This window comes from Agathobaculum desmolans ATCC 43058 (assembly GCF_000701665.1).
Classification (GTDB): domain Bacteria; phylum Bacillota; class Clostridia; order Oscillospirales; family Butyricicoccaceae; genus Agathobaculum; species Agathobaculum desmolans.
Map to the genome: position 1 here is coordinate 1 of NZ_JNJN01000021.1, position 15,689 is coordinate 15,689.

The window sequence follows — 15,689 nt, forward strand, 5'->3', positions numbered from 1 at the left end:
AATATCGGGTCTCTGTAGGACAGAGATTCCGCCGTAGGCAAGAGCGATACAAGATACAGTCATTCTTGTCATCCCGAAAGCGCTGCACGAAAACCCGGTGACTTTTGACCTCACGTGAGATTGTGGTAGCGGAACGGTTGAGTTGTTTGGCGATTTCAGCGAAGGACTTTTCATGAACCAGAGCGCGCTCAATAAAGGCACGCTCAGACAGAGATAAATGTTTTGCCATAATTGCCGTCCTTTCCGCCGGCGGGCAGTCCAGAACTATTATACAAAACATCTCTGTAAATCTAAATGCAAGTATTTTGAGCAAGAGTACAAGAAAAACTTGCGTTTAGTTTTTCAATTAACCCCGTTTTCCGCCCCGTAACAAGTCCCGTTTATCGTACTCTTTTTCTGGTACACTATGTACAACAAAGAAAAGGAGTCCTACCTATGAGCTACTCGATCGAATATATCAACGGGCACATCGAAGTATATGATCAGTCGGGTACATTTCTGTTCTCCGCTGACACCAAACAGGAAGCCATGGAAGAACTGAATGCCGTCTGATCCCTACATAGCAAACGCCGGCTCGGCATACTGCCGCAGCCGGCGTTTGAACTTTGCCAAAAATAGGCGCAAAGGGATCCTGCTACCAAAACATTTTTCTCTCTCAAAAAAACGACAGCCAAGGTTCATGTCCTCAGCTGTTGTGCATTTGTGATGCAGCTACTGTTTCATGCGCAATACCACGGATTTGATCTAAATCTCCGCTGCATAAAATCTCCAGATGAGAGAATATCTTCTCTGCATCCCAATCCCACCAACGGAGCTGCAGCAAATACGCCGTCAGATCCGGATCAAACCGCTGGCGGATCACCCGGCAAGGATTGCCTGCGGCAATCGTATAGGGCAGAATATCTCCGGCTACAACAGCACCCGCCCCGATCACCGCACCATCACCGATTGTTACGCCGGGCAAAACTGTTACATGCTGCCCGATCCATACATCATTTCCCACTACCGTATCACCCTTGTATGGTAAATCACTCAGGCTCGGCGTACATCTCTCCCAGCCATGTGCGAAAATGTTAAAGGGATACGTAGTCACCGATGCCATCCGGTGGTTGGCGCCGTTCATCACAAATTCCACGCCTTTCCCGATTGCACAGAATTTTCCGATCACCAACCGGTCTCCGATGAATTCATAATGATGTGTCACGTGTGTCTCAAAATCCTCCCCGCCTGTGTCCGCGTCATCATAATATGTATACGCGCCCACCTCAATATTCGGGCGGGTGATCACATTTTTAATATAGCAAACACTGGGAACCTGAGGATTCGGATGGATCGCATCCGGATTCGGTCCTAACATCACATTCCCCCTTCTTCTGCTCTGCTTCAGCACTGCAGCGTCCAGCCAAAATCATTGTGATAGATCATCTGGCGGGTCATTCCACCATCGACGCAAATGTTTTCACCTGTAATGAACCCGGCCTGATCCGAACATAAATATAGCACTAGCTGCGCAATGTCCGAAGGCTTCCCCACACGGCCGACGAGCTGCTGCAGTGCATCTGCCCCAGTGTAGGTTTGCTGTTCGGTATCGATCCATCCGGGCGATATCGCATTGACCCGCGCTTTTCCCGCCAGGCTGACCGCCAGCGCATGGGTCAGGGCAGAAATACCTCCCTTAGCCGCTGTGTAGCTTTCGGTTTGGGGCTGACTCATCCGATCCCGTGAAGAGGAAATGTTCACAATCGCTGCACCGGCTGTAAAATAAGGGGCAAATAGTTTCGTCAGATAAAACGGAGCGGTTACTCCGACCCGAAGCGCATAATTGAATTCCTCGTAAGTGCAGTCGTCCAGCCCCTTCATCAGCGGCATTGCATTATGGATCAAATAATCAATGTGTCCGTACTCCGCGATGACCTTGCGTACAAAGGCTTCCATTACCTCTTGCTCCGCTATATCGCCCACATAATAGCCGTTATCCAACAGATCGATCACACATACCTTCGCACCGGCCCGCTCAAACGCCTGCACGATTGCTTTGCCGATTCCTTTTGCGCCACCAGTTACTACAGCAACTTTTCCCTGAAACATCGACTCTTCCTTTCTCAGATACCGGTGTACTCCGCCGTCCGAACCGCCAAGCGCATCACACGCGGACGGTTATAACGCTGTATCACAGCAAACAGCAAATCAAACCCTGCTGCAATAATTGAAGTGATTAGAAATATCGGAAACGCACCAACCCACACCGAAAACAACAATGGAACAAAACTAACGGCTGCATTGACTTCATGCACCAATTCTGCTTGGCACATGGCGCCAGCAATTTCTGTCCATGTGTGCTGCTGCAAATCAAACAGTGCACTATCATAAACAGGCATCCGGCCCTTCCATTGTCTGACCCGCAATTTTTGATACAGCCACATTTCCCAAGGAGCTGTCTGATACCACCTGCACTGCAGATTCGCCCGATTGTTCATATACCTGTCAAAGCAAAAACCAATTATCAGCCGGATGCTCATATGATAGCAGACCGTGCCGGCGGTGATAAAAAGGCTCAGCATCATACGCAGCGCAAGCAGCTTCCATAAAAGCAGCCCTGCCGCTGTAATCCACGCGGACAGCCACATCGCACGTCGCATAGTGTTTTTCATCAAATCAGGATTCCCTCGCAATGATCGAGCTCATGCTGTATGATTTGTGCTGTCCAACCGGTAAAATTCTTTACACGCACTTGAAACTGTTCATTTTGCCAACGCACCTTGATTGAATGCCACCGTTTGGCCGGACGCGTACCCACCAAAGAAAGGCATCCTTCTTCCGCATCATATGGCCCAGCTTTTCTGACGATCTCCGGATTGAACATCACCATATAGCTGCCATCCTGCTCAAATGCGATAATACGCTTGTTCACACCGATCATATTAGCCGCCATGCCCACACAGCCCGCCCTGTGGTGCTGCAAGGTATCCAGCAGATCCTGCGCCACCGGTAGATCATTCGGCACTGCTATCTCTGCTTTTTGCGCCAAAAATGCTTCGTCTTTACAAATTGGCCTTATCATTTTGTCCCTCCACCTGTCTCCGTATCACCTCTGCGATGGTTTCTGCCGCAAGGCGGGAACCGCTTGGAGTTGGATGCACACCATCATCCGCATACAAATCCTGTATCCCTGACAGGCGGTAAAACCGCTGCCCTACATCCGCGACTAACGCATGGTTCTCCACCGCCGCTTTGTGATAAGCAGCGGACAATGCATCCGCCATCACATCATAATCCCATCCCTTGGCTGCCAGTTTTGCGCTCCCTCTTTGATATGCCCAAGTCGCATAAAGGATCGGCACTGCCCCTCTTGTGCGTATTTGTCCGCAAAGCTCCCGAACGCTGGAAAAGAATTTTTCGGGTGCGGTGACCGGGCCGTGACTCATCTCCTGCAGCACAACATAATCCCAATTCTCCTGCACCAATGCCTCCTGCGTCCGCGCACCCAGGCGAGTATTAGGATTTAGCTGCTCGGATAACCGCGCCCCGCCCCGTGTATGGTGATACACCTTCGCGCCGATGCAATCTGCCAGCATTGCAGGCATGTCATTGGCCGCAGTCAGGCTGTTTCCCAGCATTAGTATCCGCATCAAACCGCTTCCTTCCTATGCTTTCGCGCTGTTATCAGACTGAATATGATATGAGTTTACCTTGCGTTAAACGTATTATAACGGATGATGAATCAAACCGCAAGAGACCCGTGCTTTACCACCAGTCAAAACGCCCCACCGCAGCAAGGCAACAACATTCCGGCCTGTTAAAGTCCCGTCCCCCGCCCATTCCACCCAGCTCTCGAATTGACTTTTTCCGTAAACAACGCTATACTGATGAAGTCTGTTCAAAGACTTTTTGACAAGGAGGAGGAGCTGCTTTGAGCCGTTTATCCATTGAAACACCGGGACATGCGCAAACCGTTGTAGAAGGCCTGTACCGTGATGTGGAACGCCGCATCAGTGCCAGTCCCCCCGGGCTTTGCCCTGTGGATATGGCACTATCCTTTTTGCGTCTTTGTCACGCACAAACGTGCGGCAAGTGCGTGCCCTGCCGCATCGGACTGGGACAGCTGACCAGCCTGCTCGAGCAGGTTCTCGATTCCACTGCCGAACCCGAAACCATCGACCTCATCGAAAAAACTGCCCGGGTGATCCTTGATACGGCGGACTGTGCGATCGGCTACGAAGCCGCCCGTATGGTGCTGCAAGGCGTACAGGGTTTTCGGGATGATTATCTTTCTCATGTAGAAAGCGGCCGCTGCCTGTTCGGTCTGAACCAACCCGTGCCCTGTGTTGCGCTTTGTCCCGCCGGCGTGGATATCCCCGGCTATATTGCGTTGGTACGCGCAGGCCGGTACGATGACGCTGTGCGTTTGATCCGCAAGGATAACCCCTTCCCCACCGTATGCGGCTATGTATGCGAGCATCCATGTGAAGCCCGGTGCCGCCGCCGCATGGTGGATGATGCCGTCAACATCTGCGGCATCAAACGCTTTGCGTGCGACCATGCCACCAACACCACGCCTCCGCCCTGTGCGCCTGCTACCGGAAAACGTATTGCAATTATCGGCGGCGGCCCATGTGGTCTTTCCGCTGCCTATTTTCTGGCACTGATGGGACACAGCGTTGATGTGTACGACCAGCGCCCTCAGCTCGGCGGTATGCTGCGTTACGGCATTCCGGATTATCGTCTCCCCGTTGACCGGCTGGATGCCGATATCAATTTTATCCTGTCCACCGGCATTACAGTACATACAAATACCGCAATCGGGCGTGATATCCCCTTTACAGAAATTGAAAACCAGTACGATGCCGTTTATATTGCCATCGGTGCACATAACGACAAAAAGCTGGGAATCGACGGAGAGAGCAGTCCCGGGGTATATTCCGCCGTGCAGCTGCTCCGCGATATCGGTGAAGGACGGATACCGGACTTTCAGAACAAACGTGTCTGTGTCATCGGCGGCGGCAATGTATCAATGGATGCAACCCGTACCGCCATCCGTCTGGGCGCACAGCATGTCACCTGTGTTTACCGCCGCCGCGTGACCGATATGACCGCACTGGCCGAAGAAATCGAAGATGCCCAAAGCGAAGGCTGCCAAATCCTGCCCCTGCAGGCGCCCGACCATATTGAAACCGATGAAAACGGCCGCGTAACCGCACTTTGGACCCGTCCGCAGATCATCAGCGAATACGGAGCGGACGGCCGTCCCCGTCCCAAGGATGCGCAGCAGCCCCGGTTCCGCATTCCCTGTGATATCGTCATTGTAGCGATCGGGCAGGCGATCGATGCCAAACCATTTGAGCAGGTCACGCCGGTCGTGCGCGGTAAGATCCAAGCAGAGTCCGATGCATTTGTCCCCAACACACCACATGTTTTTGCCGGCGGCGATGCTGTAACCGGTCCGGCTACGGTCATCCGTGCAGTAGCAGCCGGTAAGGTCGCAGCCGCCAACATCGATCAGCACCTCGGTTTTCATCATGTGATTACTGCTGATGTGGAGATCCCACCGGCGCACCTGACCAACTCCCCTGCCTGCGGACGCGTAGAACTGCGCAACCGTCCGCTTGCCGAGTGTATCGACAATTTTGATCTGGTCAAATGCGGTATGAGCGAAGAAGAAGCCCAGCAGGAAACTTCCCGCTGCCTGCGGTGCGACCACTTCGGCTATGGTATTTTCAAAGGAGGGCGGACATCCAAATGGTAAATCTGACGATCAACAATACGCCGGTCGCTGTGCCAGAAGGCACGACCATTCTCGATGCCGCCGCCTCCGCCGGCATCGAGATCCCCAGCCTGTGCTACCTGAAGGATATCAACGAGATCTCTGCCTGCCGTGTATGCTGCGTCGAGGTGGAAGGCGAAGGCAAGCTCGTTCCCTCCTGCAATAACGTTGTGCGTGAAGGCATGGTTATCCATACCAATTCCCCGCGGGTACGCGAAGCGCGCCGCACCAATGTGGAGCTGATCCTTTCTCAGCATGACAATAAATGTGCTACCTGTGTCCGTTCCGGCACCTGTCAGCTGCAAAAGGTCGCAACCGATCTCGGTGTGCTCACGATCCCTTATCCTGCGGATTTGGCACAAGGCAAAAAAACCAACTGGACGACTACATTCCCGCTGTACCGCGATGTCAACAAATGCATCAAGTGTATGCGCTGCGTACAGGTTTGCGACAAAGTGCAATCGCTCTCTGTATGGGATGTCAGCGGTTCCGGTTCGCGTACCACCATCGATGTTTCCGGCCATCGCTTTATCAAGGAAGCCGACTGTTCGCTCTGCGGCCAGTGTATCACCCACTGCCCGACCGGCGCACTGCGCGAACGGGATGACACCGCACGCGCCTTTGCAGCACTGGCAGATCCCCATAAGGTTACCGTCGTCCAAATCGCCCCGGCAGTACGCGCCGCATGGGGAGAAGCCTTCGGACAGCAAACCGGCAGCGCGACTATCGGCCAGTTGATCACAGCTCTGCGCAAAATGGGCGCAGAATATGTGTTTGACACCACCTTCTCTGCCGATCTGACCATTATGGAAGAAGGCACGGAGCTGCTGCACCGGCTGCAGGCGGGCGATTTGACCGAACTGCCGATGTTCACTTCCTGCTGTCCGGGCTGGGTACGCTTCCTCAAATCTCAGTACCCGGAGCTGACAGGACGGCTGAGCACTTCCAAATCACCGCAGCAGATGTTCGGCGCCGTGTGCAAAACCTGGCTGGCAGAACGGCTCAGCCTTGCGCCTGAGCAGATTTTCAGCATCTCCATTATGCCCTGCGTTGCCAAAAAAGCGGAATGCGAATTGCCGGGTATGCAGTCTACCGACGCCGGGCCGGACGTGGATCTTGTGCTCACCACCCGCGAATTTGCCCGTCTGGTTCGCGCTGAGCATATCGATATCAGCACACTGCCGGAATCCGAGCCGGATTCTCCGCTCGGCCCCGGCTCCGGTGCCGGCGTCATTTTCGGCGCAACCGGCGGTGTAATGGAAGCGGCTCTCCGCTCCGCCTATTTTCTCGCCGCCGGACGCAATCCCGCTGCTGACGCCTTCCATGAGGTGCGCGGCACCTTTGCATATCGCGGCTGGCGTGAAGCATGCTTTGATCTGAACGGAACGCCGGTACGCTGTGCTGTTGCCAACGGACTTGCCAACGCGCGCCATCTGATCGAAGCCCTGCTGCGCGGTGATGTGCATTACGAGTTTGTCGAGGTCATGGCTTGTCCGGGCGGCTGCGCAGGCGGCGGCGGGCAGCCGATCGACGGCAGCGACCGCGAAAAAGCTGTTGACCGCGGCGATGTGCTGTACCAGCTGGACGCATGCGCTGATATTCGGTTCTCACACGAAAATCCCGCTGTGCAGGCGCTGTACCGCGAATCCCTCGGCACACCCTGCTCCGAACAAGCTGAGCACCTATTGCATTGCGACCATTTTGCTTGGGAAATGCCGCACAACAGATCATAAAAACGCACGCCGCTGTGATGCTTTCATCACAGCGGCGTGCGTTTCTTTCTGTTTGGTCAAGCGTCCTGTTTTCCCATCAGCGTTACCATAACAGCTTTTTGCGCGTGCAGACGGTTCTCCGCCTCTTCAAAAATCTCATCCGCATGCGCTTCAAACACCTTTGTCGTAATTTCCTGCTCACGATAAGCCGGCAGGCAATGCTGCACCATGCAGCCGGGTTTGGCAGCAGCCAGCAGGTCATCATTGACCTGATACCCCCGGAATGCCTGTATGCGGACTTCCTTTTCCGCTTCCTGCCCCATGGAGGCCCATGTATCCGTAATCACAACGTCCGCGTTCTCTGCCGCCTTCATCGGGTCGTCGGTCAGGAAGAAATCCGGATTGGATTCCGCAAATGCGAGCACCTCTGCATGGGGGCGATACCCCTCCGGTGTGGCAACCGATACCTTCATGCCGGTTTTCAAGCCGCCTACGATCAGCGAATTAGCCATGTTGTTGCCATCACCGATGTAGCAAAGCTTCAGCCCTTCCAATACGGCAAATTTTTCACGAATGGTCATCAGATCCGCCAGCACCTGACAGGGATGACAGAAGTCGGTCAGTCCGTTAATAATCGGGATCGTGCCGTAACCCGCCAGATCTTCAACCTCCTTCTGCTCATAGGTACGGATCATGATACCGTCCAGATAACGGGACAGCACCCGTGCCGTATCCTGCACCGGCTCACCGCGTCCAATCTGCAAATCGCGGTTGGACAGAAACAGCGCCTGGCCGCCAAGCTGATACATACCGGTCTCAAACGAGACACGTGTCCGCGTAGAGGATTTTTGAAAAATCATACCCAGACTTTTCCCCTCCAGATGGCGGTGCGAAATATTATGCTTTTTTTCGTATTTGAGCTGATCGGCCAAATCAAGCAGACCGATAATCTCATCGGTAGAACAATCGAGCAGCTTCAGTAAATGCTTCATTCAAAAAACCTCTTTCATAATGGTAATCGCTTCGTCCATCTCTTGATCGGAGATAACAAGCGGCGGAAGCAGGCGGACGGCATTCTTTCCTGCCGTGATCGCCAAAACGCCTTTTTCGATCAGCCGATTGGCAAACGCAGTATGCTTCCCCTCGTCCACAATAATGCCGAGCATCAACCCCATACCGCGTACACCATGAATATGCGGCGAGCCAAGCGCCAGAATGCCGTTTTTCAGATATTCGCCTTTCCTGCGAACCTCCTGCAAAAAGCGGCTGTCCCCCACGGTATCGAGCACCACATTCACCGCAGCACAGATCATCGGCGTACCGCCAAATGTAGTCGCATGCGTTCCCGGCGTCAAAACCTTTGCACAGGATTCCGCTGCCAGCACCGCGCCGACCGGTACGCCGCCGCCCAATCCTTTAGCCATCGTAACCACATCCGGCCGGATGTCATACTGCTGGAAACAGAACAGGCTGCCGGTTCGTCCAATGCCGGTCTGTACCTCATCGATGATGAGCAGTAAGTCTTTTTCCCGGCACAGTGCTTCGACCTGTTTGACAAAAGCAGGATCCAGCGGCAGCACGCCGCCCTCCCCCTGTACCAGTTCCATCATCACCGCACAGGTCATATCGTCCGCTTTGCGGCGAACGGACTCAATATCATTGGCCTGTGCATAATCAAAGCCTTCCGTAAACGGGAAGAAATAATTGTGGAAACGATCCTGACCGGTTGCTTTCAGTGTGGTCACTGTTCGTCCGTGAAAGGAATTAACGAGCGTGATAATTTTGTACCGGCCTTCTCCGTATTTATCAAAGGAGTATTTGCGCGCCAGCTTGATCGCGCCCTCATTGGCCTCCGCACCGGAATTGGCAAAAAACACCTTACCATTCAAGTGCGTCTTCTCCACCAGTTTTTTCGCTGCCTGTACCATCGGCTCAGTCGTAAACAAGTTGGACACATGCATCAGCTTGTGTGCCTGCTGCCCAATCGCTTCGATCAGCTGCGGATGATCATATCCCAGACAGTTCACGCCAATGCCGGAAGCCAGATCAATATATTTTTTCCCTTCGACATCCCACACAGTTGCGCCCGCCCCATGATCCAGCGCGATCGGGAATCTGCCGTAGGTATTCATCACATATTTTTGTTCTTCGCTTTTCAGCTCTTGATAATTCATTGCCTTTTCGCTCTTTTCCGTTCTATTTACTGGAACATCGTTCCCACACCGACCTTGGATAACAGCTCGATCAGGATGGAATGCTTCACGCGGCCATCCTGAATATTGGCGGCTTCCACGCCCTTGCGCACCGCCTCCACGCAGCAGTCCACCTTGGGGATCATACCGCCGCGGATGATGCCGTCACGAATCAGCCGCGGCACCTCGGATACCTTAAGGTTGGGGATCAGCGTTGTCTCATCATCCGGATCCAGCATCAACCCACGCACATCGGTCAGCAAAATCAGCTTTTTGGCGCCGAGCGCTACCGCAAGCTTACAGGCTGCGGTATCTGCATTGATGTTATAATTTGTTTCATCATCAATACCCTGCGCCACCGTAGATACTACCGGGATATAACCCTCGTTCAACACATCGATCACCGGTGACGGGTCGACATCAACGATATCCCCGACATACCCGTAATCCGTACCTGTGCGGTCGGTCAGGCGTTTCGCCTGAAACATGCCGCCGTCCATGCCGCCCAGACCGATTCCTCGACCGCCCGCCTTTTCCAGCAGGGTGACCAGATCCTTATTGACCTTGCCGCACAGTACCATCTGCACAATATCCATCGTTTCCCGGTCGGTATAGCGCAGACCGTTGACGAATTTGGATTCCTTGCCGATCTTTTTCAGCATATCCGAGATCTCCGGACCGCCGCCGTGCACCACAACGACCTTGACACCAACCAGATTAAGCAGCACCAAATCATGAATGACAGCATCCTTCAATTCATCATTGATCATTGCGTTGCCGCCATACTTTACTACCACCGTCTGCCCGTAGTATTGCTGAATATACGGCAGGGCTTCCACCAGAATTCTGGCTTTGAAAGCCGCATCATATTGTGTATCCATGTTTGCCCTTTCCTTTATTTCGGTATTTCGATCACTCTACCGGATTCTGAATCATGCACCGCTGCATCTGATTCATCCGGCAGCATCGGCATCAGGTTCGATAATCCCCATTGATCTTCACATAGTCATATGTCAGATCACAGCCCCATGCCGTCGCGCTGTTCTCACCCTCGTTCACATCGATCTGAATCGTGATTTCGTTTTCCGACAGGATCTGTTTTGCTGCGGCCTCATCAAAATCCACCGCTTCACCCTTTTCACATACGGTTACACTGCCTGCCGCAGAGGCAAACGCCACCGACACATATTCCGGCCGGAACGGCGCCTTGGAATATCCCATTGCGCACAGCACCCGTCCCCAGTTTGCGTCTGCGCCGAACATAGCCGCCTTAACCAGATTGGAGCCGACCACCGCCTTGGCCAGACGCTCTGCCGCTTCCTCTGAACGTGAATTTTTTACCGTGCAGGTAACCAGCTTGGTCGCGCCCTCGCCATCTGCCGCGATTTGACGAGCCAACCGGGTATTGACTTCGCCCAACGCCTTGCAGAACGCCTGATAATCCTCATCCTGCCAGTCGATCAGTTCGTTTCCCGCCATACCGTTGGCAAGCACTACACACATATCGTTGGTCGAGGTATCACCATCCACCGTAACGCGATTATAGGTTTTCTTCACGCTTTCCTGCAGCGCATCGGTCAGCATTTCATGCGTGATCGCGCAGTCTGTTGTCAGAAAGGACAGCATTGTCCCCATGTTGGGATGGATCATGCCGCTACCTTTGCAGATGCCGCCAATGTGACAGGTTTTACCGCCTGCCACAAATTCGACCGCCGCCGTTTTGGGTCGGGTATCGGTTGTCATGATCGCGTGGTTGGCCCGCTCGGAAGCATCGTCCGACAGCACGATTTCCGGCAGATGTGCTTCGATGCATTCCACCGGCAGCCGCTGACCGATCACGCCGGTTGAGGCAACAATGATATCCTGTTCCTCCACACCGAGCACAGCGGCCGCAGCTTTTGCCATGCGGCGGGCATTCTCCATGCCGTCGGGTGCGCAGGCATTGGCATTGCCCGCATTGGCAACGATTGCACGCGCCACCCCGTTCTCCAAATGCTCCATCGTCACATACAGCGGCGCCGCTTTAACGCGGTTCATTGTGTAAGTAGCCGCAGCCGTACATTCGCACGCACTGAAGATGATTGCCGTGTCATCCGCTGTTCGGCTCTCCTTAATTCCGCACCGGACACTGCCCGCTGTAAAACCCTTTGCGGCGCACACGCCGCCTTCGATAATTTTCATATGACTTTTCTCCTTGCCGCCTGCATTGGATCTGTTTCCTCTGCTCTGCAACTATGCTATCAGTATTATACCGTCAAACCGGTGTCTTCGTCCAGTCCAAGCATAATATTCATATTCTGCACCGCCGCGCCCGACGCTCCCTTGCCGAGATTATCAAATAAAGCGGTAACTATGGTCTGTTCCGCGTGACCGCAGACGATCAGCTGCAGGCTGTCGTGTCCGGCCATGGTATTGGCGTAAATAACCGGCTCATCCCCGCCAAATGGCGCAACGCATACCAGCTTCTGCCCTTCGTAATGCGCAGCAAGCGTTTCGTGCACCAGATGCGCGTCAACTCCGGGCAGCATAACCGTTGTGGCCATGCCCTTATAGAAATCCCCCACCACAGGCACAAAAACCGGCGGCTGCACCAAGCCACAGACATATTCCATCTCCGGCAGATGCTTATGTTTGAGATTCAGCCCGTAGATTCGACCGGACGCATATCGCGCATCCCGATCCGCATCCTGATATTCCGCGATCATTTTTTTACCGCCGCCCGAATACCCTGTCTGGGAGAAACAGGTCAGCGCACTGTCTGCCGGAATCACATCCTGTGCCACCAGCGGATACACGGAGGAAATGAAACCGCTCGCATGACACCCCGGGTTTGCCACCCGTCCGGAAGCAGCAATCGCTGCGCGGTGCGCCCCGGAAAGCTCTGCAAAGCCGTAATCCCAATCCGGTTCGGTACGATGCGCAGTGGATGCGTCGATCACACGGGTATGGTCGTTTTCGATCAGCGAAACGGCTTCCCTTGCCGCCGCATCCGGCAGGCAGAGGAACACGATATCCGCCGCATTCAGAAATTTGCGGCGTTCCTCTGTATCCTTACGCTTGTCTTCATCGATCAGCAGCAGCTCCACATCATCGCGGCCGCCCAGCCGCTCATAGATCTGCAGCCCGGTTGTGCCTTCCTTCCCGTCTATATAAACCTTTGGTTTCATCTGCTTTGTCCTCTTAACCGTCACACTTCATCTTCCACAGCCGCAATAAACTTCTCAATCTTATCGATCTGGCGGGTGACCTCCTGCGGCGCCGGACCGCCAACGACCTTTCTCTCACCTACACAGGTGCGCAGATCCAGTGCGTCATAAATATCGTCCCCGAATTTATTCGAAATCGCGGCAAAATCACGCATCGTTATCGTTTCAAGCGTCTCATCCGATTTGATACACTGATTCACCAAGCGCCCCACTGTCTTGTAGGCATCCCGGAACGGCACGCCCTTCTTGGTCAGATAATCCGCACAGTCGGTCGCATTGATAAAGCCGCCCGATGCTGCCCTGCGCATGTTATCCTTCCGCAGGGTCATGGTGGAGAACATCGGTGTAAACACCTCCAGACACTGCTTTACCGTGTCGATCGCGCCGAATACAGCTTCCTTATCCTCCTGCATATCCTTATTATATGCCAGCGGCAATCCCTTGAGCACGGTCAGCATCGTTGTCAAACTACCGTACACACGGCCGGTCTTGCCGCGGATCAGCTCGCATACGTCCGGATTTTTCTTCTGCGGCATAATGGACGATCCAGTGGAGTAAGCATCATCCAACTCTACAAACTTGAACTCCCACGAGCACCAGGAAATGATCTCCTCACTCAGCCGTGACAGATGCATCATCAGGATCGACAGCGCGGACAGCAGCTCGACACAGTAATCGCGGTCGGACACACCATCGAGCGAGTTGTCCGTCAGCCGTGCAAAGCCCAGCTGCTCCCGTACGAAATCGCGGTCGATCGGATAGGTTGTGGATGCCAACGCACCTGAACCGAGCGGCATTTCGTCCATACGCTCATAGCAATCCTGCAAGCGGGTCACATCACGCCGCAGCATATTGGCATAAGCCATCATATAGTGTGCAAAGGTTGTCGGCTGCGCCCGCTGCAGGTGAGTATAGCCCGGCATTACCGCATCCAGATTTTCGCGGCTCTTCTTTGCAAGCGTCTTCATAAAGGTCAGGATCATGGAAATGATCTCGCAGATCTCGCTTTTCACATAAATACGCATATCCAGCGCGACCTGATCGTTTCTTGAGCGGCCGGTATGCAGCCGCTTGCCGGTATCTCCGATCCGCTCGGTCAGCAGCTGCTCGATATTCATATGAATATCTTCATAGTCCAGCGAAAACTCCACCTTGCCATCTTCAATATCCTGCAGGATGCCTTGCAGCCCTTCGACGATTTTTTCCGCCTCATGCGGTTCAATAATCCCCTGCTTGCCCAGCATCGTCGCGTGCGCGATCGAGCCGGTGATATCCTCCCTATACAAGCGGCAGTCAAACAGGATGGACGAGTTAAAATCATTTACTACAAGGTCGGTCTCTTTCTGGAACCGGCCTGCCCATAATTTTGCCATAATGCATTACCTCTCAAAACACCTGCAGGGCGGCACGTTCGGACATGCCGCCCCACGAAATCAATTCTTATTTTTCAACCGACGGGAAATGCTTGCCGGTTTTGTTAAACAGCATCTGGTCGTTCAGCGCACGCACCTTAAGCGGCAGACCGAACAGATTGATAAAGCCCGCGGAATCCGCCTGATCATAGCAGTCGTCCTCATTAAAGGTCGCCATGTCTTCCGAATACAGACTGTACGGCGACGTGACAGAAGCCGGAATGATATTGCCCTTATAAAGCTTAAGCTTGACATCGCCGGTCACGGTCTCCTGCGTGGAATCAACAAAAGCGGAAAGCGCTTTGCGCAGCGGCGTATACCACTGGCCGTTGTACACCAAGTCGCCGAATTTCATCGCAACCTGCGCCTTGTAATGCGCAGTCTCCTTATCGAGTGTGATCTCCTCCAGCTTCTGGTGCGCTGCATACAGCACTGCACCGCCCGGCGTTTCGTATACGCCGCGGCTCTTCATGCCGACCAGCCGGTTTTCCACGATATCCAGAATGCCGACACCGTTTTCGCCGCCGAGCTGATTGAGCGTTTCGATCAGGGCAACCGAATCCATTTCCTCGCCGTTCACCGCGGTAGGCACACCCTTTTCAAAATGGATGGTCACATAAGCCGGCTTATCCGGCGCCATTTCCGGAGAAACACCCAACTCAAGGAAGCCCGGTTTATTGATCGGGGCCTCGTTGGACGGCAGCTCCAGATCAAGACCTTCATGGCTCAAATGCCACAGGTTTTTATCCTTGGAATAGTTGGTTTCCTTGTTGATCTTCAACGGAATGTTATGTGCTTCCGCGTAAGCGATCTCCTTTTCACGGCTGTTCAGCTCCCAAAACCGCCACGGCGCAATAATATCCATCTGCGGTGCAAAGGCATGGATCGCCAGCTCAAAACGCACCTGATCGTTGCCCTTACCGGTGCAGCCATGGCAAATCGCATCCGCGCCCTCCTTCAGCGCAATCTCCACAATGCGCTTAGCGATGATCGGACGTGCAAACGATGTGCCAAGCAGATACTGTTCGTATGTTGCACCGGCTTTCATCGTCGGAATGATGTAATCATCCACAAATTCCTTGGTTAAATCCTCAATATACAGCTTGGATGCGCCGGTTTTAAGCGCCTTTTCCTCCAAGCCGTCCAGTTCCGTGCCCTGACCGACATTGCCGGAAACCGCAATCACTTCACATCCGTAATGCTCCTTAAGCCACGGGATCAGCACCGAAGTATCCAATCCGCCCGAATAGGCCAAAACCACTTTGTTATATTTCTTTTCCATATCAGCAGCCTCCGTATCTATCGTTTTTTCGATGGATTTATTATACTACCGGTTTGTTCATTTAGCAAGAAAAATTTATAATTATTTTTTTGCTTGCATATTTATTCAATTAGTGCATCAACTT

Annotated in this window: 15 protein-coding genes; 2 read left to right on the forward strand and 13 right to left on the reverse strand. The window is 53.5% G+C overall.

Annotated features, from left to right (window positions below):
• From T363_RS15545 to T363_RS0106840, 6 genes are all read right to left on the reverse strand, one after another.
• The coding region (locus T363_RS15545) for a helix-turn-helix domain-containing protein (protein ID WP_161645949.1) at nt 1-229 on the reverse strand (229 nt) is incomplete at its 3' end.
• 456 nt (nt 230-685) lie between these two features.
• Nucleotides 686-1,357 carry a Vat family streptogramin A O-acetyltransferase gene (locus T363_RS0106820; RefSeq protein WP_051643147.1) on the reverse strand — a complete coding sequence of 224 codons (672 nt, stop codon included), beginning with the start codon at nt 1,355-1,357 and terminating at the stop codon, nt 686-688.
• A 26-nt stretch (nt 1,358-1,383) separates the two neighbouring features.
• On the reverse strand, nt 1,384-2,088 hold the full coding sequence (locus tag T363_RS0106825) for an SDR family oxidoreductase (protein ID WP_031474489.1): 705 nt from the start codon (nt 2,086-2,088) through the stop codon (nt 1,384-1,386).
• Between the two features lie 14 nt (nt 2,089-2,102).
• The gene (locus tag T363_RS16245) at nt 2,103-2,651 is read right to left on the reverse strand and encodes a glycosyl-4,4'-diaponeurosporenoate acyltransferase CrtO family protein (protein WP_051643148.1); all 549 of its coding nucleotides are present in this window, start codon (nt 2,649-2,651) and stop codon (nt 2,103-2,105) included.
• Nucleotides 2,651-3,061 (reverse strand): peptide deformylase, encoded by a 411-nt coding sequence (locus T363_RS0106835; RefSeq protein WP_031474493.1) that lies wholly within the window; start codon nt 3,059-3,061, stop codon nt 2,651-2,653. The genes T363_RS16245 and T363_RS0106835 overlap by 1 nt, the downstream gene beginning before the upstream one ends.
• Nucleotides 3,042-3,629 (reverse strand): SGNH/GDSL hydrolase family protein, encoded by a 588-nt coding sequence (locus T363_RS0106840; protein WP_031474495.1) that lies wholly within the window; start codon nt 3,627-3,629, stop codon nt 3,042-3,044. The genes T363_RS0106835 and T363_RS0106840 overlap by 20 nt, the downstream gene beginning before the upstream one ends.
• 281 nt (nt 3,630-3,910) lie before the next feature.
• On the opposite strand from T363_RS0106840, the gene T363_RS0106845 reads away from it, so the two are divergent.
• Nucleotides 3,911-5,743: an NAD(P)-binding protein gene (locus T363_RS0106845; protein WP_031474497.1), complete on the forward strand. Its 1,833-nt coding sequence runs from the start codon at nt 3,911-3,913 to the stop codon at nt 5,741-5,743.
• Nucleotides 5,737-7,494: a [FeFe] hydrogenase, group A gene (locus T363_RS0106850; RefSeq protein ID WP_031474499.1), complete on the forward strand. Its 1,758-nt coding sequence runs from the start codon at nt 5,737-5,739 to the stop codon at nt 7,492-7,494. Before T363_RS0106845 ends, T363_RS0106850 begins: the two co-directional genes overlap by 7 nt.
• A 56-nt stretch (nt 7,495-7,550) precedes the next feature.
• Here T363_RS0106850 and argF read toward each other — a convergent pair whose 3' ends face one another.
• The 7 genes from argF to T363_RS0106885 all read right to left on the reverse strand — a co-directional run bounded on the left by argF (nt 7,551) and on the right by T363_RS0106885 (nt 15,565).
• Complete coding sequence (gene argF, locus T363_RS0106855) at nt 7,551-8,465, reverse strand: ornithine carbamoyltransferase (RefSeq protein ID WP_031474501.1); 915 nt, start codon at nt 8,463-8,465, stop codon at nt 7,551-7,553.
• On the reverse strand, nt 8,466-9,647 hold the full coding sequence (locus T363_RS0106860; RefSeq protein ID WP_031474503.1) for an aspartate aminotransferase family protein: 1,182 nt from the start codon (nt 9,645-9,647) through the stop codon (nt 8,466-8,468).
• 26 nt (nt 9,648-9,673) lie between these two features.
• Nucleotides 9,674-10,546 (reverse strand): acetylglutamate kinase, encoded by an 873-nt coding sequence (argB, locus tag T363_RS0106865; protein ID WP_031474505.1) that lies wholly within the window; start codon nt 10,544-10,546, stop codon nt 9,674-9,676.
• A 91-nt stretch (nt 10,547-10,637) separates the two neighbouring features.
• The gene (gene argJ, locus T363_RS0106870; RefSeq protein ID WP_031474507.1) at nt 10,638-11,846 is read right to left on the reverse strand and encodes a bifunctional glutamate N-acetyltransferase/amino-acid acetyltransferase ArgJ; all 1,209 of its coding nucleotides are present in this window, start codon (nt 11,844-11,846) and stop codon (nt 10,638-10,640) included.
• Between the two features lie 65 nt (nt 11,847-11,911).
• Nucleotides 11,912-12,832: an N-acetyl-gamma-glutamyl-phosphate reductase gene (argC, locus tag T363_RS0106875; RefSeq protein WP_031474509.1), complete on the reverse strand. Its 921-nt coding sequence runs from the start codon at nt 12,830-12,832 to the stop codon at nt 11,912-11,914.
• Nucleotides 12,833-12,852: 20 nt separating this feature from the next.
• Nucleotides 12,853-14,244, reverse strand: a complete 1,392-nt coding sequence (argH, locus tag T363_RS0106880; RefSeq protein ID WP_031474511.1) for an argininosuccinate lyase — start codon at nt 14,242-14,244, stop codon at nt 12,853-12,855.
• Nucleotides 14,245-14,311: 67 nt separating this feature from the next.
• Nucleotides 14,312-15,565: an argininosuccinate synthase gene (locus T363_RS0106885; protein ID WP_031474513.1), complete on the reverse strand. Its 1,254-nt coding sequence runs from the start codon at nt 15,563-15,565 to the stop codon at nt 14,312-14,314.
• Nucleotides 15,566-15,689: the final 124 nt, after the last annotated feature.